General features: G+C 63.8%; 20 protein-coding genes. 14 read left to right on the top strand and 6 right to left on the bottom strand.

Annotated features, from left to right (window positions below; all coding sequences use genetic code 11):
- From QCE63_RS21255 to QCE63_RS21245, 3 genes are all read right to left on the bottom strand, one after another.
- Entirely contained in the window at positions 1-960 is a 960-nt protein-coding gene (locus QCE63_RS21255) for a 4-hydroxyproline epimerase (protein WP_309835796.1), read from the bottom strand.
- Positions 961-1,136: 176 nt separating this feature from the next.
- Complete coding sequence (locus QCE63_RS21250; protein WP_309835795.1) at positions 1,137-2,375, bottom strand: amidohydrolase family protein; 1,239 nt, start codon at positions 2,373-2,375, stop codon at positions 1,137-1,139.
- A gap of 8 nt (positions 2,376-2,383) precedes the next feature.
- Positions 2,384-3,697: an MFS transporter gene (locus QCE63_RS21245; protein ID WP_309835794.1), complete on the bottom strand. Its 1,314-nt coding sequence runs from the start codon at positions 3,695-3,697 to the stop codon at positions 2,384-2,386.
- A gap of 224 nt (positions 3,698-3,921) precedes the next feature.
- Here QCE63_RS21245 and QCE63_RS21240 point away from each other — a divergent pair, with 224 nt between their 5' ends.
- Positions 3,922-4,626, top strand: coding sequence for a response regulator transcription factor (locus QCE63_RS21240; RefSeq protein ID WP_309835792.1), 705 nt, complete (start codon positions 3,922-3,924; stop codon positions 4,624-4,626).
- Here the strand turns inward: QCE63_RS21240 and QCE63_RS21235 are convergent.
- Positions 4,598-6,460: a hybrid sensor histidine kinase/response regulator gene (locus QCE63_RS21235; protein WP_309835790.1), complete on the bottom strand. Its 1,863-nt coding sequence runs from the start codon at positions 6,458-6,460 to the stop codon at positions 4,598-4,600. The genes QCE63_RS21240 and QCE63_RS21235 overlap by 29 nt on opposite strands.
- 268 nt (positions 6,461-6,728) lie before the next feature.
- On the opposite strand from QCE63_RS21235, the gene QCE63_RS21230 reads away from it, so the two are divergent.
- From QCE63_RS21230 to QCE63_RS21175, 12 genes are all read left to right on the top strand, one after another.
- Positions 6,729-6,959 (top strand): DUF4148 domain-containing protein, encoded by a 231-nt coding sequence (locus QCE63_RS21230; RefSeq protein ID WP_309835789.1) that lies wholly within the window; start codon positions 6,729-6,731, stop codon positions 6,957-6,959.
- A 199-nt stretch (positions 6,960-7,158) separates the two neighbouring features.
- On the top strand, positions 7,159-9,435 hold the full coding sequence (locus tag QCE63_RS21225; protein ID WP_309835788.1) for a multicopper oxidase domain-containing protein: 2,277 nt from the start codon (positions 7,159-7,161) through the stop codon (positions 9,433-9,435).
- An 83-nt stretch (positions 9,436-9,518) separates the two neighbouring features.
- Entirely contained in the window at positions 9,519-9,989 is a 471-nt protein-coding gene (locus tag QCE63_RS21220; RefSeq protein ID WP_309835787.1) for a VOC family protein, read from the top strand.
- A 108-nt stretch (positions 9,990-10,097) separates the two neighbouring features.
- Positions 10,098-12,482 (top strand): bifunctional salicylyl-CoA 5-hydroxylase/oxidoreductase, encoded by a 2,385-nt coding sequence (locus tag QCE63_RS21215; RefSeq protein WP_309835785.1) that lies wholly within the window; start codon positions 10,098-10,100, stop codon positions 12,480-12,482.
- Positions 12,483-12,484: 2 nt separating this feature from the next.
- Positions 12,485-13,258: an SDR family NAD(P)-dependent oxidoreductase gene (locus tag QCE63_RS21210; protein ID WP_309835784.1), complete on the top strand. Its 774-nt coding sequence runs from the start codon at positions 12,485-12,487 to the stop codon at positions 13,256-13,258.
- The gene (locus QCE63_RS21205; protein WP_309835783.1) at positions 13,255-13,815 is read left to right on the top strand and encodes a MarR family transcriptional regulator; all 561 of its coding nucleotides are present in this window, start codon (positions 13,255-13,257) and stop codon (positions 13,813-13,815) included. The genes QCE63_RS21210 and QCE63_RS21205 overlap by 4 nt, the downstream gene beginning before the upstream one ends.
- A gap of 11 nt (positions 13,816-13,826) precedes the next feature.
- Positions 13,827-14,678, top strand: coding sequence for an enoyl-CoA hydratase family protein (locus QCE63_RS21200; RefSeq protein WP_309835782.1), 852 nt, complete (start codon positions 13,827-13,829; stop codon positions 14,676-14,678).
- A gap of 1 nt (position 14,679) precedes the next feature.
- The gene (locus QCE63_RS21195; protein WP_309835780.1) at positions 14,680-15,861 is read left to right on the top strand and encodes an acyl-CoA dehydrogenase family protein; all 1,182 of its coding nucleotides are present in this window, start codon (positions 14,680-14,682) and stop codon (positions 15,859-15,861) included.
- Positions 15,858-16,307 carry a thioesterase family protein gene (locus QCE63_RS21190; protein WP_309835779.1) on the top strand — a complete coding sequence of 150 codons (450 nt, stop codon included), beginning with the start codon at positions 15,858-15,860 and terminating at the stop codon, positions 16,305-16,307. Before QCE63_RS21195 ends, QCE63_RS21190 begins: the two co-directional genes overlap by 4 nt.
- Positions 16,304-16,699: a RidA family protein gene (locus QCE63_RS21185; RefSeq protein WP_309835778.1), complete on the top strand. Its 396-nt coding sequence runs from the start codon at positions 16,304-16,306 to the stop codon at positions 16,697-16,699. Before QCE63_RS21190 ends, QCE63_RS21185 begins: the two co-directional genes overlap by 4 nt.
- 12 nt (positions 16,700-16,711) lie before the next feature.
- A complete protein-coding gene (locus QCE63_RS21180; protein WP_309835777.1) occupies positions 16,712-18,346 on the top strand; it encodes an AMP-binding protein in 1,635 nt (544 codons plus the stop codon).
- A gap of 101 nt (positions 18,347-18,447) precedes the next feature.
- Positions 18,448-20,055 (top strand): ABC transporter substrate-binding protein, encoded by a 1,608-nt coding sequence (locus QCE63_RS21175; RefSeq protein ID WP_309835775.1) that lies wholly within the window; start codon positions 18,448-18,450, stop codon positions 20,053-20,055.
- Between the two features lie 16 nt (positions 20,056-20,071).
- Here QCE63_RS21175 and QCE63_RS21170 read toward each other — a convergent pair whose 3' ends face one another.
- A complete protein-coding gene (locus QCE63_RS21170) occupies positions 20,072-20,305 on the bottom strand; it encodes a hypothetical protein (protein WP_309835773.1) in 234 nt (77 codons plus the stop codon).
- A gap of 295 nt (positions 20,306-20,600) precedes the next feature.
- Here QCE63_RS21170 and proP point away from each other — a divergent pair, with 295 nt between their 5' ends.
- Positions 20,601-22,067 (top strand): glycine betaine/L-proline transporter ProP, encoded by a 1,467-nt coding sequence (proP, locus tag QCE63_RS21165; RefSeq protein ID WP_309835772.1) that lies wholly within the window; start codon positions 20,601-20,603, stop codon positions 22,065-22,067.
- Between the two features lie 12 nt (positions 22,068-22,079).
- Here proP and QCE63_RS21160 read toward each other — a convergent pair whose 3' ends face one another.
- Complete coding sequence (locus tag QCE63_RS21160; RefSeq protein ID WP_309835771.1) at positions 22,080-22,706, bottom strand: DAK2 domain-containing protein; 627 nt, start codon at positions 22,704-22,706, stop codon at positions 22,080-22,082.
- Positions 22,707-22,714: the final 8 nt, after the last annotated feature.

Genomic DNA, 22,714 nt, shown 5'->3' with positions numbered 1-22,714 from the left:
TCACGTGCGGATGCCCCATGCAAAGGGATCGTCGTTCGAGAAGATCAGCCTGGCTTCGGCATTGACGTGCGCGGCGCCGCGAATGCTGGGCCGGATGAAGCCGGGCGCGAGCGTGTCGTCGGGTTCGTGACGCGCCTCGAACACGCTGCCGACAATGCTCTCCTGCCGCCAGGACACGCCCGGCGCGAGCAGCCCGTCCGACGCGAGGCAGGCGATCTTCGCACTCGTGCCCGTGCCGCAGGGCGAACGGTCGTAGGCCTTGCCGGGACAGAGCACGAAATTGCGGCTGTCGATTCCAGGCGTGGACGAGTCCGCGAACAATTCGATGTGGTCGATGAGCGCCCCGCCTTCGCCCGTCACGCCGTTCGCTTCGAGCGCGGCGCGGATGGCCCATGTGACTTCGGTAAGCGCTTCCACGCGCGCGTAATCGAGCGCCTGGCCATGATCGGCGACGAGGAAGAACCAGTTGCCGCCCCACGCGATATCGCCATGCACGCGGCCGACGCCCGGCACGTCGAGCGCCACGTCGGCACGATAGCGATACGCAGGCACGTTGCGCACGGTCACGCTGGCGTCGTCATGCAGCTCGGCTTCGACCACGCCAACCGGCGTCTCGATCCGGTGCACGCCCGGCGCGATCCTGCCGAGATGCGCGAGCGAAGCAATCAAGCCGATGGTGCCGTGCCCGCACATGCCGAGATAGCCGACGTTGTTGAAGAAGATCACGCCCGCCGAACATGATGGATCGTGCGGTTCGCACAGCAGCGCGCCGACCATCACGTCCGAGCCGCGCGGCTCGTTGACGACAGCTTCGCGCACGCGGTCGAAGTCGCGCTGAAAGAGGGCGAGCCGTTCGGAGAGCGGCCCTTGACCGAGATCAGGACCGCCGGAGATGACGAGGCGCGTGGGTTCACCGCCGGTATGCGAATCGACGATGTCGATGTGAGAGAGTGTTTTCATGGCGAAAATCATAAGCAACGGCCAGCGCGCGGTCTTGGCCGAACACACCCGCGCCGATAACGATTTCGGCACAGCGGCGACGCCGCACGGCATCCTTCAAACTGCGCCGCCCGCATGCCCGACGAGATCGGACGATGCGGGCGGCGCAGGCCTTGCGGCAAACGTAGATGGCCGCGTTACATCGGCGGCGCGTGCTTCACCAGCTTGCCGTTCTGGAACACGTACTCGATGCGCTCGGCGCCGTTCGCGACGGCTTCGATGTCCACCAGCGGATCGCCGTTGACCACCAGCACGTCCGCAATCGCGCCTGCCGCGATCACGCCCAGCTGACCCACGCGGTTCAGCACTTGCGCGCCGATGATCGTCGCCGAACGCAGCGTTTCCAGATTGCCGATGACCTCCGAGCGAATGCGGAACTCGTTGCTCTGGAACTCCTGCATCTCGCCCAGCAGGTCAGAGCCGAAGCCCATCGGCACGCCGGCGTCACGGAAGATCTTCAGCGACTCGCGGCCCGCCACGCGCACGCCTTCGACCTTGGCGATCGAATCCGCCGAGAGCCCGAGCTTCTCGCCATACACGCCCAGCACGTCATAGGTGGCGAGCGTCGGCACCGCGTACGCGCCGTGTTCCTTCATGACCTTGGCCGCGGCCTCATCGACGAGATTGCCGTGCTCGATCGTGCGCGCGCCGCAGCGCACCGCGCGCGCAATCGCGCGACCCGTGTAGGCGTGCGCCATGACGTAGGTATTGGCCGCCTCCGCTTCGGCGACAATGGCGCGGATTTCGTCTTCCGAGTATTGCGTGTTGGCAATCGGATCGAACTCCGACGCCACGCCGCCCGACGCCATGATCTTGATCTGCGTCGCGCCACGCAGGATTTCCTCGCGCGCCGCGAGCCGCACGTTGTCCACGCCATCCACCACGCGCGCAATGGCGCCCGCGCGGAAGCAGCACGAACACGGCTCGAACGAGTCGCTGCGCGGACGGAAGTCGCCGTGACCGCCCGTCTGCGACAACGCCTTGCCCGACGGGAAGATGCGCGGCCCGGGAATCAGCCCCGATTCGACCGCATGCATGAGCGCCCAGTCCGCGCCGCCCGCGTCGCGCACGGTCGTGAAGCCGCGCGTGAGCATTGCGTCGAGCAGCGGCAATGCGCGAATGGTCGCGAGAATGTTCGGCTGCGCGGCATTGCTGCCGAGATTCGCGTTCGACGCCAGCACGTGCACGTGACAATCGATGAAGCCGGGCATCACGGTCTTGCCCTTCACGTCGATGACCTGCGCATCGTTGAATTCGGCGCGGCCATCGGTAACCTCGACGATGCGATTGTCCTCGATGACCACCGAATACCCTTCCAGGTACGTCCCTTTCTCCAGATCGAGGACGTTACCGTTCTTCAACACCGTAATGGACATGCACTCTCCTAGTTTGCGACGGCCAAGCGGTCGCGCTTGTCGCCCAGATAAAACGTTCCCGCCAGACTGACGGCGCAGGCGCACATCACGTAGAACGCGGGCGCCATGCTGCTGCCCGTCTTCGCGATGAGCCAGGTGATGAAGAACGGCGCGAAGCCGCCGAACATCATCACGGCGAAGTTGTAGGCCACGGCAAGCCCCGTGGAAAGCACGCGTGCCGGGAACAGATCGGCCATCGCCGTGAGGACTGGCGCGGTATAGACCGCGATGAGAAAGCCGAACACCGCCTGGAACACGAGCAGCGAACCGAGGCTCGGCGCGTTGACCACCCAGGCGAACATCGGATAGGCGAGCAGCATGATCGCGAAGGCCGCGCCGGCGAGGAACGGGCGCTGGCCAAAACGGTCCGCGAGCTTGCCGACGATCGGCGACGCGACGAACAACACGAGTCCACCCAGCATGCCGGAGATCAGCCCGGCCGATTGCGGCAGATGCAGCGCACGCACCGAATAGGTCGGCATGTAGTAGAGGAACACGTAGCTGCTGACAGTCCAGAGGATGACCATCGAGAAGCTGGCGAAGGTCTGGCGCGGATAGGTGCGCACGATCTCGGTGAGCGGCGAATGGGTCTTTTCCTTCTCGCTCATCGCGCTGTAGACCGGCGTTTCCTCCAGACGGCTGCGGATGAAGTAGCCGACCGGACCAATCAGGATGCCCAGCAGGAACGGGATGCGCCAGCCCCATGCATTGAGCGCCGCGGGTTCGAGCAAGGAGGTCACCAGTGTGCCGATACCCGTCCCGACCAGCACCGCGAAGCCGATGCTCGCCTGAATCCAGCTCGCATAGTAGGTGCGGCTCCCGGGCGGCGAATATTCGGTGAGGAACGCGGTGGCGCCGCCCATTTCCCCGCCTGCGGAGAAGCCTTGCAGCAGCCGCGCGACGACGATCAGCAACGGCGCCGCGATGCCGATCGATTCATACGAAGGCGTCAGCCCAAGAATGCCGGTGCCCAGCGCCATCAGCGCGATGGTCAGCGAGAGCGCGAACTTGCGGCCGACCCGGTCCGACAGCACGCCGAGGACGATGCCGCCCACCGGACGCATCACGAAGCCCACACCGAACGTGGCGACGGCCATCAGCAGCGAGGACAAATCGTCGCCGGTGGGAAAGAACTGCTTGGCGATGGTCACCGCGAAGAAGCTGTAGACGGTCCAGTCGAACCATTCGAAGCCATTGCCGATGATCGTTGCAAAGATGGCGCGACGGCGATACGAGGCGAGCGCCTTCTCATCGTGCGGCTTCTGCGAAATACCGTTTGCCATAACCTATGGTCTCGAATAGGGATGTTGATTCAGGACGGATGTCCTTCGATGAAAACGGATAGTAAGGAGCCGAATTGACCCCGTCTTGCGCGATCGCCTCGCAAGGGTTGACGAATTCGGCATAGTCTTGAGCATGCGGCGCATCGTCCTGCTGCGAGGACGATGCGCGTGTACCATGCTTCGAGCGTCGGGATAACTCGCACGTGTGAACGGGAGACGATGCGATGCGCGTATTGCTCATCGACGATCACGCGCTCTTCAGAGCCGGACTCGCGCTGCTCGTCACGGAGCGCTTTCCGGATGTCGAGTTGCTGCACGCCAGCACCCTGGCGCAAGGCATGCAACTCGCGACGCAGGATCATCCGGACATCGTCTTTCTCGATCTCGAACTCCCCGACGGCCACGGCTGCGACGGTCTCGTCCGGTTGAAGGACGCGCGGCCGGCTTTGCCCGTCGTCGTGATCTCCGCCGATGAACGCGTCGAGACAGTCAGCCGCTGCATCGAACTGCGCGCGATGGGCTATGTCCCGAAGTCGTCCTCGCCTTCGGCGCTGCATGCCGCGATCGGCGCCGTGCTCTCAGGGGGCGTGTTCCTGCCGGCCATGAGCATCGCCGGGATGAGACGCGCGTTCGAAGCCGGTCAGGAGCCGATTCCGCCGAGGCGGGAAGCACACGCGCCGTGGAACGCGCCCGGACTCGGACTCACGCCCAGGGAATTCGAAACGCTCGCGTGGCTCGTGCGCGGCCTGCCGTCGAAAGCCATTGCGGCGAAGATGGGACTCGAAGACATCACCGTGCGCAAATACATCAGTCACCTGCTGGCGCACTTCGACGTGCGGCGGCGGACCGAACTTATCGTGATGATGGCCGACAAGGGCATCACGCTCGGCCTGCCGCCCGTCACGCATCCTTCGCAAGATCGAACTTGACCTGCCGCCGGGCCGCGACGTATTCGCTGATCGAGGCCAGCAGCGCCGCTGGCGCGGTCGACTTGCGCAACAGCACGAACGGTTGCGGGAAGTCCTGGAGGACGTGATCGGACAGCAGTTCGCCAGTGATGAACGCAACCGGGATTGAGCCCGTCCATGCGAAGTGGCGACGGATCCGCCGCGCCACGTCCGTACCGGTGACGCCGTCGCGCAGACGGATATCGGTCACGATGAGATCGGGGATGCGGGTGTCATCGGCGAGGATGGCTTCGAAGCCCGCCATCGATTCGGCGGCATGCACGCGTGCGCCCGCGCTCGACAGCAGACGTCGCAGACCTTCGAGCACGGCGGGTTCGTCGTCGCACAGCAGCACGTAGAGGCCGTCGAGATCGGGCGCATCGGCGGAGATGGCCGCCTCGCTCGCGCACGCTGTGGGCGTCGCTTCGGACATGTTTGCGTACAGCGAGAAGCGCGACCCGCGCCCTTCCCTCGATGCGAAGCTCATCTCATGGCCCGGCAGAATGCCGATCACACGCTGCACGATCGACAACCCCAAACCCAATCCCTTCGAGCGGTCGCGACCCGGATTGTTGATCTGGAAGTACTCGGAAAAGATCGCCTCGCGATGCACGAGCGCGATACCGATTCCGGTATCCCGCACATCGATGCGCAACCGGTCGCCGAGCCGTACCCAGCCGAGCACGACGCCGCCCGACCTCGTGTTCTTGATCGCGTTGGACACGAGATTGGACAGGGCGCGCTTGAACAGCAGCCGGTCGGTCTCGATGAAAGGCGGATGCTCCCGGCGCGCGGCGATGGCAAGGCCGATGCCCTGCACACGCGCCGCTTCGCGGAACTGCCCGGCTACTTCGGTCAGCAGGTCGTGCGTGCTGACGGGCGCCAGTCGCGGCACATACAGTCCCAGCTCGCTGTAGTCCTGGATGTCCTTGAACATGCCGAGAATGTCGGAAGCCGTTTCCTCCACCACCGCGAGATCCCGCGCTGCCGCCTCTCCGTCCTTGATCCGGGATCGCGCACTGCGTATGAAGAGATTGATCGCGGCGAGCGGCTGCAGAATGTCGTGATAGGCCGCTGAAAAGAACCGTTCTTTTTCCTTGAGCAACGCCTGCATGCGCTGGTTCTGCTCGTTCACCGCACGCGAGGCCGCTTCGACACGCGCCCGGGCCGCGCGCAGGTTCCGCCGATAGATGAATTCGCGCCGTGCCGCGCGTTCGAGCGGAATGCTCACGACCACGCCGATCACATAGGTCATGATGATGTTCGCGCCGTGGCCCAACATGGCATCGGGATGCCAGCCAGGCTGCCGGCCAGGAGGCGCAAAAAGAAGCATCAACGAATACGTTGCCACACATGTTCCGATGAGCCATGCGGCCGTGATGGCGCGCAGCCGGAACGCCGTGAACACCATGAAAAGGGAGAGCGTCAGAATGGAATACGCCTCTCGCCAGGGAAAGTCACCCGGATAGATTTGCAGCAGTCTCACGACCGAGAACCACCCGCTGAAGGTCCAGAGGCTGAGCAGCGCTACGGCCCAGCGTTCGTCGAGTGCGCGCGGTGTCCACGCCAGGACCGGAATCAACATGCCGATCGCCCCGCCTGCCCTCAGCAGCAGAATTTCTCCATGGTGCAGATGCGCGGGATCGAGCACGTCGAGGCGCCGCGAATCGATGAAAGAGAACACGATCCACAACGCGGTAAAGATGGCAATGGCCAACAGGCGCTGCGCAGAGAAGCGGCGCGCATAGTCTTTCCGGAACGCCCGTTCCTGAGCCGCCGATCTGAACTTGCGCACCCCGAAACCTGACGATTTCATGACGATGCCCGGTCAGAAATTCCACTGTCCGCGAATGCGGGCGCATGCCGATCAAACCAGAATAGCAGCCTGCCATTCGAAGGGACATACACAAATGTAGCGATCCGAATGAGCCCTTTCGATTGCTGATATCTACATCTTTCGCGCCCGGAAGCGCGATACGCCTACCTGTGTGGCTTCAAAGCATGGCGGCATCGGCCGACACTTCACAGAACCTGATCGGCACGGGCCAATCAGGGCGACGAAGCAAACGTCCCGGGAGAACATCATGCAATGCAATCGAATCATCGCCGCAGGTATCGCATTCGTGGCAATGGTCACGGCAGTGTCGTGCCTGGCCCAGTCCGCGACGGATCAGCCCGCCCCCTCGACGGCTACCTCCATGCAATCCGACACCCCCGCTCCCCTCACTCGTGAGCAGGTCATGCACGAACTGGCCGACTTTCAAAACAGCGCCCAGGCTGCGGAGATGCGCGAGCTTTATCGGGGAGGCAGTTGAGAAGCTTCATGAGGACAACGCACGCGCAAAAAAGATGGCACTAAAAGAGTGAAAACATAGCCGCGTCGCGGTGCACGAAAAAGCTATGTGCGGTATCCCACGTTAGCGATTCGATAGCCCCGCGATCGATTTTGTAATTACCTAATCTCCACTTGCGTGGTTGAGCGATCGCAATGAATCGCAACGAGGAGAGAGGGTGATGAAAACCGTACTGTCGATGTTCCGGGCATGTCACGCTCTGATCTTCTCGCTCCTGGTGATACCCGGCTTATGTTTCGCCCAAGCTAACCTGAACGCACGTTCATTCACCGATGTCGACGACTCCGCCGACAGCACGGCTGACAACACCGCCGTATCGACCTCGAGCGGACTCGCTTCGATCATCCAGCGCCTGCAATGCGCAGCGGGGCTGAATCCCTCGGGCAATACAGCAAGCGTTTCGCTGACGGCGCAAATGGCGACCTACTCGCTCTACAACCCGTCGACGAACGCATTCGATACGGTGAACATGCGCTCGTACAACGGCTGTCCGGTGGGACCGACCATCAGCATCAAGACCGGGTCGACACTCACGCTCAACTTCACGAACAACCTTCCGCAAAATCCGACCGACACGTGCCCGGCGAGCACCGATCCGAAGACCGAGCACATCACGCCGCATTGCTTCAACGACACGAACATCCACACGCACGGCCTGCATGTCTCGCCGATGGACCCCGCCGACAACGTGTTGCTCACGGTCCATCCGAAAGCCGATGTACAGGCCAATCCTTCGCTGGGCGCCTATCAGCACAAGTACGTGTACAAGATTCCTTCCGATCATCCGTCAGGGACGTTCTGGTATCACGCGCACCTGCATGGCTCGACGGCAATCGACGTATCGAGCGGCATGGCCGGCGTGCTGATCGTGCGCGGCTCGCGGCAGGCGCGCAGCACTCAGGCGGGCAGCGCGGATATCGACACGATACTCAAGCGGCGTCTGCTCCCGCTGCCGCTGCGTGAACACGTCTTGCTGTTCCAGCAGATCGAGTACGCGTGCTTCTCCGATGCCACCTCCACCACGCCCCTGCTCGATTCGACGACCGGCGAGTGGACCTGCCCGGCGGGCAAGATCGGGCAGATTCGCGGCTATAACAATCAACTCGGCTTTATCTTCGATACGCGCGTGGGCCAGCCGCCCGGCGCGAATTCATCGTGGATCGTCTCGGGGCATTACACGCAGATCAACGGCGTGGTGCAGCCGGTCTTTCCCAGTGCGCTGACCTTCGTCCCGGCGGGCGAGGTGCGCCGCTTCCGCATGGTTCATGGCGGCAATCGCGACACGATCAACGTGAAGATCGTGCGTGCGAATCTGGCGGTGCTCGGTGTCGCAGACTCGACTTCGGTGAGCGCCGCGCAAGTCAACACCGCCACCAACACTGCGGCGAACGCGCTTTCCAATTCGCGCACCAAGGCATCGCAAACCATCACGCTCGATCAGGTGTGCAGCGGCGAAGTCGTCAAGCAACTGGAATTCGCCGAAGACGGCATCACCATGACGAACATGCTGGAAAAAGACGTCAACGCGATGAATCCCGGCTATCGCAGCGACGTGCTCGTGGCGTTTCCATCGCCGGGACTCTATTGCATTCTCGATGAAGCCGCGCCCAGTTCGCAGACCATCAACTTCCGCCCTACCGCGACCAAGGTCAAGGATCGCCGCTTGTTGTCCCTCGCGCGGGTGGGCCCCGGCGTGAACATCCCGAACACAACGGAAGGCAGTCACTCGAAGTACTGGGTCTACATCCGCAATCAACTTGTCGCGGCCAATCCGGGCTTGCCGTCCACGGTCAAGAGCCAGTTGAATTCGCTTCAATTGACCGCCTTCGCGCCGACTGCCGAAGTGGATGGGCCAATCGAACAGGTGAACAATGCAACGTTCGAGATCACGCTTCCGACGGGCTTCACCATCAATGGCGCAGGCTATGATCCCGCCGACATCCCTGTGACAGGTACGCTCGGCACGATCGATGAATGGAATATCAAGGCCTCTACGTTTGCCCCGCACATGTTCCATATCCATATCAACAAGTTCAAGATCATGGACATCAAGAATGGCACGACGTCCATCTTCGATCAGAACGGCGACTGCAACGCCTCGGAGGGCACCGATACCGAGTATTGCCATCTGAAGGGCGTGGTGCGGGATACGCTGTTCATCAAGGCGGGTTATACGCTCACCATGCGGACCGTCTACGAGGATTACACCGGCGAGTTCGTCATGCATTGCCATATCCTCGATCACGAAGACCGCGGCATGATGGAAAACGTGCAAGTGGTTTCCAAGGGGCAAGCCTTCATGCAACATCTGACCAGTCCCATCACGGCAATGACGAAAGACGCGAACCGCTGGCTCGCTCGTCTGCGTGGCGAGGATGAAACGAAGCTCGCCCTCGCTGCTTCGCTGTGTTCCGCAAGGGACTATGCGCGGCGGTGACCAACGAAAAACCTCCCGGCCGCGAGGCATAGAATGAGCAAGCGTTCACGCTTTCCATTCAACCCTCACCCGGGAGCAGCGACATGGACGAACTCTATCGCCCCAAAGGTTTGTCGAGCGCGGTGTCCTATCGCGATCCGACGCTCGGCTTTCGCTTTCTCGAAGCGGCGTTCGGTTTCAAACCGCTATTCGTGATCCTTGATGCCAACGATGACTTCGTGCACGGCGAACTGACCTTTGGTGACTCGGTTGTCATGATCGGCCGGGAATGGAGCGACGATCATCGCAGCCCGAGTTCCATCGACGGCAAGAATACGCAATCGGTCCATGTGCAACTTGAGGAAGGCGAGGACGTGGACGCACATTGCGAACACGCCCGCGCGGCAGGCGCGCGGGTTGTCGCGGAGCCGGAAACACAGTTCTACGGCGAGCGGACGTATCGTGCGAAAGATCCGGAAGGACATATCTGGGTGATCGGCGTGCTGGTGAAGAGGATGACGCCGAAGGAGTGGGATGCGGCGAGTGGCCTCATCACGAGGGAACGGCTGGACTGAGCGCTCGACGCGTTCGTACCGGGAAACCCCTCCCGCCCATTTACTTGACATCTAAACTATTCGATTCTAAATTATCTCCACGAGCACACGCGAACTGGAGAACCCGGCATGCGCATTGTCTGCATCGGTGGCGGCCCGGCGGGTCTGTACTTCGGCTTGTTGATGAAGCGCCGGCATCCCGCCAGCGAGGTCATCGTGGTCGAGCGCAACCGCCCTTACGACACCTTCGGCTGGGGCGTCGTCTTCTCCGATCAAACCCTGGGCAACCTGCGCGCCGCGGACACTCCAAGCGCCGAAGCCATCCTCGATGCGTTTAGTCACTGGGACGACATCGAGGTCCGTATCAACGGCAGCACGGTCCGCTCGTCGGGTCACGGCTTCTGCGGCATTGGAAGAAAACGTCTGTTGAATATCCTGCAGACGCGTTGTGAAGCACTCGGCGTCAAGCTCGTCTTCGAAACGCACGTGGTCAACGACGAAGACTACGAGGCCGATCTCATCGTCGCCTGCGACGGCGCCAACAGCGCGATCCGTCAGAAATACGCGTCGACGTATCAGCCGGATATCGACTTGCGCGACTGCCGCTTCGTCTGGCTCGGCACGAACAAATGCTTCGAAGCCTTCACGTTCGCGTTCGAAAAGACCGAATGGGGCTGGTTCCAGGCGCATGCGTACCGCTTCGACGAAAACACCTCGACCTTTATCGTCGAAGCGCCGGAACGCGTATGGCGCGCGGCAGGCCTCGCCGACATGAGCAAGGAAGAAGGCATCGCGTTCTGCGAAAAGCTCTTCGCCCGCTATCTCGACGGCCATCCGCTGATTTCCAACGCGTCGCATCTGCGCGGCTCCGCGCAATGGATACGCTTTCCGCGCGTCGTGAATCGCGAGTGGGTTCACTGGCGAGACGACGCGAACGGCAAGCGCACGCCCGTCGTCCTGATGGGCGATGCCGCGCACACCGCGCATTTTTCCATCGGCTCGGGCACGAAGCTCGCGCTGGAAGATGCCATTGAACTGGCGAACAGCATCGACACCGCGTTCGCCACGCGGGAAGGCGATCTCGAAGGCGCGCTGGATCACTACACCCGGGTGCGCAGCGTGGATGTCTTGCGCATCCAGAACGCCGCGCGCAATTCGACCGAATGGTTCGAAAACGTCGATCGCTACGCGTCCTTCGAGCCGGAGCAATTCGCTTACTCGCTGCTGACCCGCTCGCAACGCATCTCGCACGAAAACCTGCGCGAACGCGATGCACGCTATCTCGCGTCCTTCGAAGACTGGCTCGCGGAACGCTCGGGCATCGTGCGCGACACCAACCAGCGCGCCATCCCGCCGATGTTCACGCCCTTCACGCTGCGCGGCGTCACGCTGAAGAACCGCATTGTCGTATCGCCGATGGCGCAGTATTCCGCCGTCGATGGCATCGCGGGCGACTACCATCTGATGCATCTCGGCGCGCGCGCCATGGGCGGCGCCGCGCTCGTGATGACGGAGATGACTTGCGTGTCGCCCGAGGCCCGCATCACGCCGGGATGCCCGGGCCTATACACGCCCGGGCATCTTGCGGCGTGGCAGCGCATCGTCGCGTTCGTGCATGCGCAATCGGACGCGAAGATCGGCATGCAACTCGGCCACGCGGGCGCGAAGGCATCGACGCGAGTGGCCTGGGAAGGGATCGATCAACCGCTTCCGGACGGCAACTGGCCGCTCGTCTCCGCATCGCCGCAGCAATATCTGCGCGACGTGAGCCAGTGGTCGCGCGAAGCTTCACACGACGACCTGCGCGAGATCGAGGCGCAATTCGTGCGCGCCACCCGCATGGCCGCTGAAGCAGGCTTCGACTGGCTCGAACTGCATTGCGCGCACGGCTATTTCCTGTCGAGTTTTCTTTCGCCGCTGACAAACCGTCGCACCGATGAATACGGCGGCTCGCTCGAAAACCGCTTGCGCTACCCGTTGCAGGTGTTCAGCGCGATGCGCGCCGTCTGGCCACAGGACAAGCCGATGTCGGTCCGCATCTCGGCGCACGACTGGGTTGACGGCGGCACGACCCCGGACGATGCCGTGCAGATCGCACGCGCCTTCAAGGCTGCGGGCGCCGACATGATCGACGTCTCCTCGGGCCAGGTCAGCAAGGACGAAAAGCCGGTGTATGGCCGCATGTTCCAGACGCCCTTCGCCGATCGCATCCGTAACGAAGCGGGCATTGCCACCATCGCAGTGGGCGCGATCTCCGAGGCGGATCACGTCAACAGCATCATCGCTGCCGGACGCGCCGATCTGTGCGCGGTGGCGCGCCCGCATCTCGCCAATCCGTCGTGGACCTTGAACGAAGCCGCGAAGATCGGTTATTTCGATATCGCGTGGCCCCGGCAATATGTCGCCGCGAAGTCGCAACTCGAACGCAATCTGGAACGCGAGCGCGCCGGCGCCGCCGAAAACGCGCGCCTCAGTCCGCAAGAACGCGCGCAACGCGCCGAAGGAAGCGTCTGACCATGTCCTCTCTGAACGGCAAACATGCGGTGGTGACCGGTGGCGGCAGCGGCATCGGCGCGGCCTGCGCGGAAGCGCTGGCACAAGCCGGTGCGCGCATCACCTTGATGGGCCGCGACCTTGCGCGCCTGGAAGCCCAGCGCGATGCGATGCGCGCCTACGCAGACATAGCCTGCGTGCCGGTGGACGTCACCGATGAAGCCGCTGTCGCCGCTGCCTTCGCGCGGGCCGTCGAACGCCACGGCCCGGTCGATGTGCTCGTCAACAACGCGGGCCACGCCCAAGCCGCGCCCTTCGCGCAAACCGATGCCGCGTTGTGGCAACGCATGCTCGACGTGAACCTCACAGGCGTGTTCCTCTGCACCCGCGCCGCGCTGCCTTCGATGCTCGAACGCGGCTTCGGCCGCATCGTCAACGTCGCGAGCACGGCGGGACAGACCGGCTATGCATATGTCGCCGCCTATTGCGCCGCGAAGCACGGCGTCATTGGCCTCACGCGCGCGCTGGCCGCCGAAGTGGCAACCAAAGGCGTCACGGTCAACGCCGTCTGTCCCGGCTATACGGAGACGGACTTGCTGCGTTCGTCGCTCGACCAGATCATGACGAAGACCTCGCGCAGCGAGCACGACGCACGCGAGGCACTCATGCGCACCAACCCGCAACGCCGTTTCATCCAGCCCGAAGAAGTCGCGAGTGCCGTGCTGTGGCTCTGCGCGCCTGCATCGGCTTCGATGAACGGTCAGTCCCTGTCCGTTTCCGGTGGAGAAGTGACGTGACGCAAGCCGCACGCAACCGAAAGGCGCCCGCATCGAGCGACGCGAAGACCCCGCGCAAGGGCGTCGAAAAGCCGGCTGACAATGTCGTCGACCTTGAGATGAGCACCGGCGCGGACAGCCACATGGGCTTGCGTCTATGGCTGCGCATGTTGACCACGACCAATCTGGTCCAGGCAGAACTGCGCAAGCGCCTGCGCGCGGAATTCGACACCACGCTGCCGCGCTTCGACCTGATGGCGCAACTCGAACGGCATCCGGAAGGGCTCAGGATGACCGAACTCTCGCGCCGCATGATGGTGACAGGCGGGAACGTGACCGGCATTACGGATCAGCTCGAAAAGGAAGGGCTCGTGTCGCGCTACGCCGATCCCGACGACCGTCGCTCGATCAGCGTTCGCCTGACGCCGCAAGGCCGCACATCGTTCGACAAGATGGCTGCCGCTCACGAACAATGGGTCGTCGAGCTATTTGGCGGACTCGAACTGAACGAGAAGTCGCAGACGCATCAGCGCCTCGGCAAGCTCAAGCAGCATCTGTTGAAGACATTCAAGGAATGAAGGAGCAATCGATGACCTCATCCGCCGCCGCTGCGCTTCTCGCCGGCAATCGCGTCGAACTCGCGGGGTATCGCGCGCAACATGTCCTCTGGTCCGTGGCGGGCGGCGTCGGGACGATCACGCTGAATCGGCCCGAACGCAAGAATCCGTTGACTTTCGAATCGTATGCCGAGCTGCGCGACCTGTTCCGCCAGCTGGCGTATGCAACGGACGTGCATGCGGTCGTGATCCAGGGCGCAGGCGAGAACTTCTGCTCCGGCGGCGATGTACATGACATCATCGCGCCGCTGATCGATCTGCCGATGCCCGAACTGCTCCTCTTCACGCGCATGACCGGCGATCTCGTCAAGGCCATGCGCCATTGCCCGCAACCGGTGATCGCGGCGGTGGACGGTGTCTGCGCGGGCGCGGGCGCCATTCTCGCGATGGCATCGGACCTGCGTCTTGGCACCGCGCGCAGCAAGCTGGCGTTCCTGTTCACGCGCGTCGGGCTCGCGGGCTGCGACATGGGCGCGTGCTCCATTCTGCCGCGCATCATCGGGCAGGGACGCGCGTCGGAACTGCTGTTTACGGGCCGCTCGGCGTCGGGCGAGGAAGCGCAAGCCTGGGGGTTCTACAACCGCCTGTGCGAACCGGATTCTGTGCGCGACGAAGCCGCGCGACTCGCCGCCGATCTCGTCGCGGGACCGACCTTCGCTCATGGCATCACGAAGAAGATGCTGCATCAGGAATGGAACATGGGCATCGATGAAGCCATCGAAGCCGAAGCGCAGGCGCAGGCCATCTGCATGAGCACGCGCGACTTCGAGCGCGCCTACCGCGCCTTCGCCGCCAAGTCCCGCCCCGTGTTCGAGGGAGACTGAATTGGACGTCGATCCGCACAGCGCGCTCGCATGGCCTTTCTTCGAGGACCGTCATCGTAGGCTGGCGTGCGAGGCCGATGCCTGGGCGTCGGCGCATCTGAAACATATCGATCACGCCGATCCCGACACCGCTTGCAAACAGCTCGTGCGCATGCTCGGCGAGGCGGGCTGGCTCAAGCATTGCATCGGCGGCACGGGCTACGGCGCCTCGGGCGACACGATCGATACGCGCGCCGTCTGTCTGCTGCGCGAGACCCTCGCGAAGCACGACGGTCTCGCGGATTTCGCCTTCGCGATGCAAGGGCTCGGCTCGGGCGCCATCACGCTCGCCGGCACCGATGCACAGAAGCAGCGCTATCTGCCGCGTGTCGCAGCCGGCACGGCGCTGGCGGCCTTCGCGCTTTCCGAGCCTGAAGCCGGCTCGGACGTCGCGGCGATGTCGCTGCAAGCCCACGCCGATGGCGACACCTACGTGCTGAACGGCGACAAGACGTGGATTTCAAACGGCGGCATCGCGGATTTCTATATCGTGTTCGCGCGCACGGGTGAGGCGCCAGGCGCGCGCGGCATCAGCGCGTTCATCGTCGATGCGGACACGGCCGGGCTTGAGATCGCCGAGCGCATCGACGTGATTGCGCCGCATCCGCTCGCGCGACTGCGTTTCAACGCGCTAAAAGTACCGCGCAGCCAGATGCTGGGCGCGCCCGGCGAAGGCTTCAGGCTGGCGATGCGCACGCTCGACATCTTCCGTACCTCGGTCGCGGCGGCCTCGCTGGGTTTTGCTCGCCGCGCGCTGCAAGAAGGACTGGCACGCGCGACATCACGCCAGATGTTCGGCCAGACCCTCGGCGACTTCCAGCTGACGCAAGCCAAGATCGCACAGATGGCGCTGACCATCGACACGAGCGCGCTGCTTGTCTATCGCGCGGCGTGGCTGCGGGATCAGGGCGAGCGCGTCACGCGCGAAGCCGCCATGGCGAAATGGCACGCCACCGAAGGCGCGCAGCAGGTCATCGACGCGGCCGTGCAACTATGGGGCGGGCTGGGCGTAAAGCGCGGCACGACGGTGGAATCGCTATATCGCGAGATCCGGGCGCTGCGCATCTATGAGGGCGCCACCGAAGTCCAGCAACTGATTGTCGGACGCGATCTGCTGAAGGCGCAAGGAGACAGCACGCGATGACGCGAACCTTCGAGATGCCGGTACGCATCCGCTTCGCACACTGCGACCCCGCCGGCATCGTCTACTTCCCGCAATACCTCGTGATGACGAACGCGCTGGTCGAAGACTGGTTCGACGACGCGCTCGGCATCGAGTACGCGCACATGATTTCGGTGCGCCGGGTCGGATTGCCCATCGTGAAGCTCAACTGCGAGTTCGCGCGGCCGAGCCGCCTCGGCGAAACCGTAACGCTCTCGCTGAGTGTCGATTCGGTGGGGCAGCGTTCGATACGTATCGAGATCGTCTGCCAGTGCAACGGCGAAGTGCGCTTCCGCTCCAGACAGGTTCTCGTTACCACGTCGCTCGACGATGGCCGTTCAATCGACATTCCCGGCGACATCGCCCGCGCCATCGAGCAGTTCGCGCCAGGCACGAGCCGCGCCTTGCAGGAGGAATCGGACACATGAAGAAAACGCTCTTGCCTCCGGGCTGGATCAAGCCGCGCGGCTATGCAAACGGCGTCGCCGTGCGCGGCACGCAGGTGTATATCGCCGGCCAGATTGGCTGGGACGAACAGGCGCGCTTCGTCAGCCGCGAGTTCGGCGCGCAGGCCGCGCAGGCGCTGCGCAATGTGGCGGCCGTACTGCGCGAGGCGGGCGGCGAGCCGCGGCACATCGTGCGCATGACCTGGTACGTGACCGACAAGCGCGCGTATCTTGCGGCGGCGAAGGAGATTGGCGCGGCGTTTCGCGAGCATATCGGCGACTACGACATCGCGATGAGCGCCGTGCAGGTCGTTGCGCTGATCGAAGACGATGCGCTGGTGGAAATCGAAGCAACGGCTGTCATTCCCGACTAAGCGGAGCGCGCCATGGAACCGTCAGCCCACGTCGATACCTTCGCGCGCGATTCGTTGCCGCCAGAGGATCAATGGCCCGTACTTCTGCTGGACAATACCGATGTCGCCTATCCGGCGCGCGTGAATTGCGCGACCGAACTGCTGGACCGGGCCATCGAAGCCGGACATGGCGAGCGTCCCGCCATCTGGTCGGGGGTGAACGGCGAGCCGCGCGCAACGAGCTATCGTGAACTGCACGCGCTCGTGAATCGCAGCGCTCATGTGCTCGTCGATGACATGGGCCTGCGCCCCGGCAACCGGCTGTTGCTGCGCGGCCCGAATACCTTGCAGATGGCGGTCGCCTTCCTCGCGGCGCTGAAGGCCGGTCTGGTGGTCGTGCCGACCATGCCGCTGCTGCGTGCAAAGGAACTGAAGCAGATCATCGACAAGGCGTGCATCTCGGCCGCGCTGTGTGACGTGCGCCTGACCGAAGAACTCGCGCGCTGCCGCGAGCCGGGCGAACATCATTGCGCTACGCTCGCGCAGGTGTTCACTTTCCACGACGACGCGCCGAACGCGCTGGACGTGCTGGCGGCATCGAAGCCGGATCATTTCGACGCCTGCGACACCGCCGCCGACGATGTCTGCCTCATCGCGTTCACGAGCGGCACGACGGGCCCGCCGAAGGGCTGCATGCATTTTCATCGCGATGTGCTCGCGATGTGCGACCTGTTCCCGCGCCATATCCTCAAGCCCACACCCGACGATGTATTCTGCGGCACGCCGCCGCTCGCGTTCACATTCGGTCTCGGCGGGCTGTTGTGCTTTCCATTGCGTGCCGGGGCATCTACCGTGCTGCTCGAAAAGCTCACGCCCGAGTCTTTGCTGCATACGGTCGAGCGCTTCAAGGCCAGCATCGTGTTCACCGCGCCGACCTTCTATCGGCAGATGGCGCCGCTGATCGGCCGCTTCGATGTATCGAGCCTGAGCAAGACCGTCTCCGCCGGCGAAGCCTTGCCCGCCTCCACCCGCGCGTTATGGCGCGACGCGAGCGGCATCGAAATGATCGACGGCATCGGCGGCACGGAGATGATCCATATTTTCATTTCGTCGGCGGGTGCGGAGGTGCGCGAGCAGGCTATCGGCCGCGCGGTGCCCGGCTATGTCGTTCAGGCCGTCGACGACGCCACGCAGCCCGTGCCGCCCGGCACCCTCGGCAAGCTCGCGGTGCGGGGGCCGACGGGTTGCCGCTATCTGTCGGACCCGCGTCAGCAGAACTTCGTGCGCGACGGCTGGAACCTGCCCGGCGATGCCGTCGTGATCGACGAAGACGGCTATGTCTTCTATCAGGCGCGCGCCGACGACATGATCGTCTCGGCGGGCTACAACATCTCCGGGCCCGAAGTGGAAAGCGTGCTGATGAAGCATGAAGCCGTGGCGGAGTGCGGCGTGATCGGCGTGGCGGACGAGACGCGCGGCCAGATCGTGAAGGCGTTCGTCGTGCTCAATCCGGGCTTCATCGGCGACGATGCGCTCACCGCCGAGTTGCAGGCCTTCGTGAAGCGCAACGTCGCGCCTTACAAATACCCGCGTCTGGTGACCTTCCTCGCCGCCTTGCCGCGCACGGAAACCGGCAAGCTCAAGCGTTTCGCATTGCGGGCCTTGTAGGACCATGAGGGCCGCGTCGCGAGAAAAAAAGTTTGCTCGGGTAGAGTAGGGTTCGCGTCCGCCGCCAGGCGGCCTGCCAACTCTTCCGGGCAACAAGAACAATGATCGACCGACGACGCACTCTCGCCGTATCCCTTCTCGCCGCGCTCGCCTTGTCTTCGCAGGCCGCATCGGCTGCGAGCAAGACGCTCGTGTTCTGTTCCGAAGGCAGCCCCGCCGGCTTCGATTCCGCGCAGTACACCACCAGCACCGATTTCGACGCGGGCGCTCACGCCGTGTACGACACACTGGTCGAATTCAAGCGGGGCACGCTGGACCTCACGCCGGGTCTTGCCGAGAAATGGGACGAATCGCCGGATGCGAAGACCTTCACTTTCCATCTGCGACGCGGCGTGAAGTTCCAGTCGACGCCCTGGTTCAAGCCGACACGCGACTTCAATGCGGACGATGTGGTGTTCACGTTCAAGCGCATGATCGATCCGAACGAGCCGTTCCAGAAGGCGCATCCGGTCAGCTTTCCGTATCTGACCGATCTCGGCTACGACAAGAACATCGCCTCGGTGGAGAAGCTCGACGACAACACGGTGCGCTTCACGCTGAAGACGCCGGACGTGGTGTTCGTGCGCAACGTCGCGATGGAATTCGCGTCGATCGTCTCGGCCGAATACGCGGCGCAACTGCTCAAGCAAGGCAAGCCGGAAGATATCAACCAGAAGCCGGTGGGCACGGGCGCATTCGCGTTCCGCGACTACCAGAAGGATTCGACCATCCGCTACGAAGCGAATCCGACTTACTGGAATCGCAAGGACGTGCATATCGACAAGCTCGTCTTCTCGATCACCCCCGACGCGGCCGTGCGTCAGCAGAAGCTCGCGAGCGGCGAATGTCAGGTGACGTCGTTCCCGCGCCCCGCCGATATCGCCGCATCGAAACAGGACGCGAAACTGACGGTGCTGTCGGGCGTCGGCTTCAACGTGGCCTATGTCGGCTACAACACGACCCACAAGCCGCTCGACAACGTGAAGGTGCGCCGCGCGCTGGACATGGCCATCGACAAGCAGGCGATCATCAAGACCGTCTACGAAGGCGCGGCCACCGTCGCGACCAACCCGATGCCGCCTTCGCAATGGTCCTATGACAAGGCGCTGAAGGACGCGCCGCGCGACCCCGCGAAGGCGAAGGCGCTGCTGAAGGAAGCAGGCTTTCCCGACGGTTTCACGATCACGCTGTGGGCCATGCCCGTGCAGCGCGGCTATAACCCGAACGCGCGCCTGATGGCGCAGCTGATCCAGTCCGACTGGGCGAAGATCGGCGTGAAGGCGAACATCGTGACTTACGAGTGGGCCGAGTACAACAAGCGCGCGAAGACCAACGGCGAACACGACGCCATTCTCTATGGCTGGCTCGGCGACAACGGCGACCCGGACAACTGGCTCGGCACCACGCTGGGCTGCGACGCGGTGCACGGCAGTAACATGGCGAAGTGGTGCAACAAGCAATTCGACGACCTGCTCGCGAAGGCCCGGCTCATCACGGACCAGAACGCGCGCACGAAGCTGTACGAGGAAGCGCAGGTGGTGTTCAAGGATCAGGTGCCCTATACGCCGCTCGCGCATGCCAACATCTTCCAGCCGATCTCGAAGCGCGTTCACGGCTATCTGATCAGCCCGCTTGGCGGACACCGCTTCGACGGCATCACGCTCGACTGAGCGCCGCACGCGGAGTTCAGCCTCCGCGATACCAGGCGTCGATGCTGTCGCGCTGCTCGCGCTTGATGGGCGGCGTGCGGTAGGCGTCGACGCCGCGCACCGCGCGCGGCGACGCCTTGGGGCCGGCGGTCCGCTCCGCATGCGAAATCCGGCAGACGCGTTTCGACGTGCTGCAATCGCCCGCCAGCGCGGGCACGGCGGACCATGCCACGTTCGCGGTGAGAAGAATGATGATGATCTGGGATTTCATGGCGGCTTCCTTCGCGGGTCGATGACGTCACACGGCCCGAATTGCATGGCCTATGCCAGTTCGCTCGGCGGATGCCCGCAAAGCCCGCCATGAAAGGGCGAGCGCGTCAGCGCACGCGCCGGCCGCCTGCCCCGTCTGTCGGTTGCACGGCGACGCTCCAAAGCCGCCCCTGTTCGCGCGCCTCCAACACCGCCACGCGCCGTGTCGTTTCCCGCCGGTTTCCAGACGCGTGAGCGAAGGCACGCAAGGCCGATGATCCGCACACTCCCTAGCCTGCACTAAAGAAGTGAGACAAGTGAGCATCACGCACGAACGCCATCCCGCCTTGCAGCCGTCACCGCCCGTCACGCTGGACGACATCACCGTCGTCGATCACGCGCTGCTCAAACGGGCGGTCGGCGCGATGGCGCTGGGCAATGCCATGGAATGGTTTGATTTCGGCGTCTACAGCTATATCGCCGTCGTGCTGGGCCAGGTGTTCTTTCCGTCGAGCAGTCCGTCCGCGCAGCTGATCGCGACCTTCGGCACCTTCGCGGCAGCTTTCCTCGTGCGGCCGATCGGCGGCATGGTGTTCGGCCCGCTCGGCGACCGCATCGGCCGCCAGCGCGTGCTCGCGATGACGATGATCATGATGGCCGTCGGCACCTTCTGCATCGGCCTCATTCCGGCCTATACGTCGATCGGCATCTTCGCGCCCGTCCTGCTGCTCCTCGCGCGGCTCGTGCAAGGCTTCTCCACCGGCGGCGAATACGGCGGCGCGGCGACCTTCATCGCCGAGTTCTCCACCGATGCGCGGCGCGGCTTCTTCGGCAGCTTCCTCGAAGTGGGCACGCTGATGGGCTATATCTTCGGCGCGGGAACCGTCGCGTTGCTGACAGCCTTGCTCCCGCACGAAGCGCTGCTCTCGTGGGGCTGGCGCGTGCCGTTCATGATCGCCGGGCCGCTTGGTCTGGTCGGCTTGTACATCCGCATGAAGCTGGAGGAAACGCCCGCGTTCAAGAAGGAAGCACAGGCGCGCGAGAAAGACGAGCGCTCGCGTCCCAAGGAATCGTTCGTGCAATTGCTGTCGCATCAGGCGAAGCCGATGCTCCAATGCGTCGGCCTCGTGCTGATCTTCAACGTCACCGACTACATGGCGCTCTCGTATCTGCCGAGCTATCTGTCGGCGACGCTGCATTTCGCCGAGACCCGCAGCCTGCTGCTCGTGCTGCTCGTCATGCTGCTGATGATCCCGATGACGCTCTGTGCAGGCCATCTCTCCGACCGTCTCGGCCGCCGGCCCGTGATGATGGCGGGCTGCATCGGCCTGTTCGCGCTCTCCATTCCGGCGTTGCTGCTCGTGCGCACAGGTGCGCCTTCACTGGTGTTTCTCGGCCTGCTGATGTTCGGCGCGCTGCTGTCCACGTTCACCGGCGTCATGCCCTCGTCCTTGCCCGCGCTCTTTCCGACGCGCATCCGCTACGGCGCGCTGGCCATCGGCTTCAATGTGTCGGTGTCGTTGTTCGGCGGCACGACGCCGCTGGTCACCGCATGGCTCGTCGATGCAACCGGCAACCTGATGATGCCCGCCTACTATCTGATGGCGGCGTCGGTGATCGGCATGCTGTCCGTGTTCGCGCTGCGCGAAAGCGCGCGCAAGCCGTTGCCCGGCTCGGGGCCGTGTGTCGGCACGCAGGGAGAAGCGCTTGCCCTCGCCCGCACGAAACTCAAGGTCGTGCATTCGGGCAAGGGCGAAGTCGTGCTGAAGAAGAAGCGCGCTTAGGTTGGCTCTCGCTCAGGCTGCGAGGGTCTGTCGCAAGGACTGGAGAAAGCGCAGATACGCGGTCGCGCCCGGGTCCGCATGACCGATGCTGCGTTCCTGCACCCACGCCGCGCGCCCTTTCCTCGACTGCATCGCAGCCGTTGCGGTGACCTGCTCGTCGGCCTTCGCGATCATCGCGTCGAGCGTGTCAATGGCGCTGCCTTGCGACGCGGCCAGCACGTCGAGACTCGGCACGAGCGCATCGAGCACCGTCTTGTCGCCGACCTGACTCTTGCCGCGCTCGACAATGCGACCGGCCATCGCCTGACCGATCGCGAGTACGTCATCGCGATTCAATGCGTCCTTGCCAGTCACCGTCTTCGCCGCCGCAATCAACCCGCCGCCGACCAGCGCCGCGAACGTCGACGGATTCGCCGTCGAAAACGCCTTTGCGGCCGCCAGCAGCGTTTCGTTCAGCGTCGCTTCGGCAGGCAGCGCGGCCAGCGTCTTCACCACCGCCACCGATCCCGACTGCACGGTAATGCCGAGATCGCCGTCGCCGAGCGCCGCGTCGAGATCGCGCAGTTCGTCGGCGTGGGCAGGCAGCGCGTTCAGCGTGCGCGTGAGGATGTCGCGGAGTTGCTGGCTCGTCACACTCATGGCTCGCT

The organism is Caballeronia sp. LZ065 (assembly GCF_031450975.1).
Taxonomy (GTDB): Bacteria; Pseudomonadota; Gammaproteobacteria; order Burkholderiales; family Burkholderiaceae; genus Caballeronia.
The sequence above is the reverse complement of the archived record's forward strand: the minus strand, read 5'-3'. Positions and strand labels throughout refer to the sequence as shown.

Bases quoted from the DNA above. Each gene is read 5' to 3' on its own strand.
- QCE63_RS21240 (WP_309835792.1), top strand. From the start codon at position 3,922: ATGCGCGTATTGCTCATCGACGATCACGCGCTCTTCAGAGCCGGACTC.
- QCE63_RS21185 (WP_309835778.1), top strand. From the start codon at position 16,304: ATGAAGAAAACGCTCTTGCCTCCGGGCTGGATCAAGCCGCGCGGCTAT.
- QCE63_RS21170 (WP_309835773.1), bottom strand. From the start codon at position 20,305: ATGAAATCCCAGATCATCATCATTCTTCTCACCGCGAACGTGGCATGG.
- QCE63_RS21225 (WP_309835788.1), top strand. From the start codon at position 7,159: ATGAAAACCGTACTGTCGATGTTCCGGGCATGTCACGCTCTGATCTTC.
- QCE63_RS21175 (WP_309835775.1), top strand. From the start codon at position 18,448: ATGATCGACCGACGACGCACTCTCGCCGTATCCCTTCTCGCCGCGCTC.
- QCE63_RS21200 (WP_309835782.1), top strand. From the start codon at position 13,827: ATGACCTCATCCGCCGCCGCTGCGCTTCTCGCCGGCAATCGCGTCGAA.
- QCE63_RS21235 (WP_309835790.1), bottom strand. From the start codon at position 6,460: ATGAAATCGTCAGGTTTCGGGGTGCGCAAGTTCAGATCGGCGGCTCAG.
- QCE63_RS21215 (WP_309835785.1), top strand. From the start codon at position 10,098: ATGCGCATTGTCTGCATCGGTGGCGGCCCGGCGGGTCTGTACTTCGGC.
- QCE63_RS21160 (WP_309835771.1), bottom strand. From the start codon at position 22,706: ATGAGTGTGACGAGCCAGCAACTCCGCGACATCCTCACGCGCACGCTG.
- QCE63_RS21220 (WP_309835787.1), top strand. From the start codon at position 9,519: ATGGACGAACTCTATCGCCCCAAAGGTTTGTCGAGCGCGGTGTCCTAT.
- QCE63_RS21230 (WP_309835789.1), top strand. From the start codon at position 6,729: ATGCAATGCAATCGAATCATCGCCGCAGGTATCGCATTCGTGGCAATG.
- QCE63_RS21210 (WP_309835784.1), top strand. From the start codon at position 12,485: ATGTCCTCTCTGAACGGCAAACATGCGGTGGTGACCGGTGGCGGCAGC.
- QCE63_RS21245 (WP_309835794.1), bottom strand. From the start codon at position 3,697: ATGGCAAACGGTATTTCGCAGAAGCCGCACGATGAGAAGGCGCTCGCC.
- QCE63_RS21255 (WP_309835796.1), bottom strand. From the start codon at position 960: ATGAAAACACTCTCTCACATCGACATCGTCGATTCGCATACCGGCGGT.
- QCE63_RS21190 (WP_309835779.1), top strand. From the start codon at position 15,858: ATGACGCGAACCTTCGAGATGCCGGTACGCATCCGCTTCGCACACTGC.
- QCE63_RS21250 (WP_309835795.1), bottom strand. From the start codon at position 2,375: ATGTCCATTACGGTGTTGAAGAACGGTAACGTCCTCGATCTGGAGAAA.
- QCE63_RS21180 (WP_309835777.1), top strand. From the start codon at position 16,712: ATGGAACCGTCAGCCCACGTCGATACCTTCGCGCGCGATTCGTTGCCG.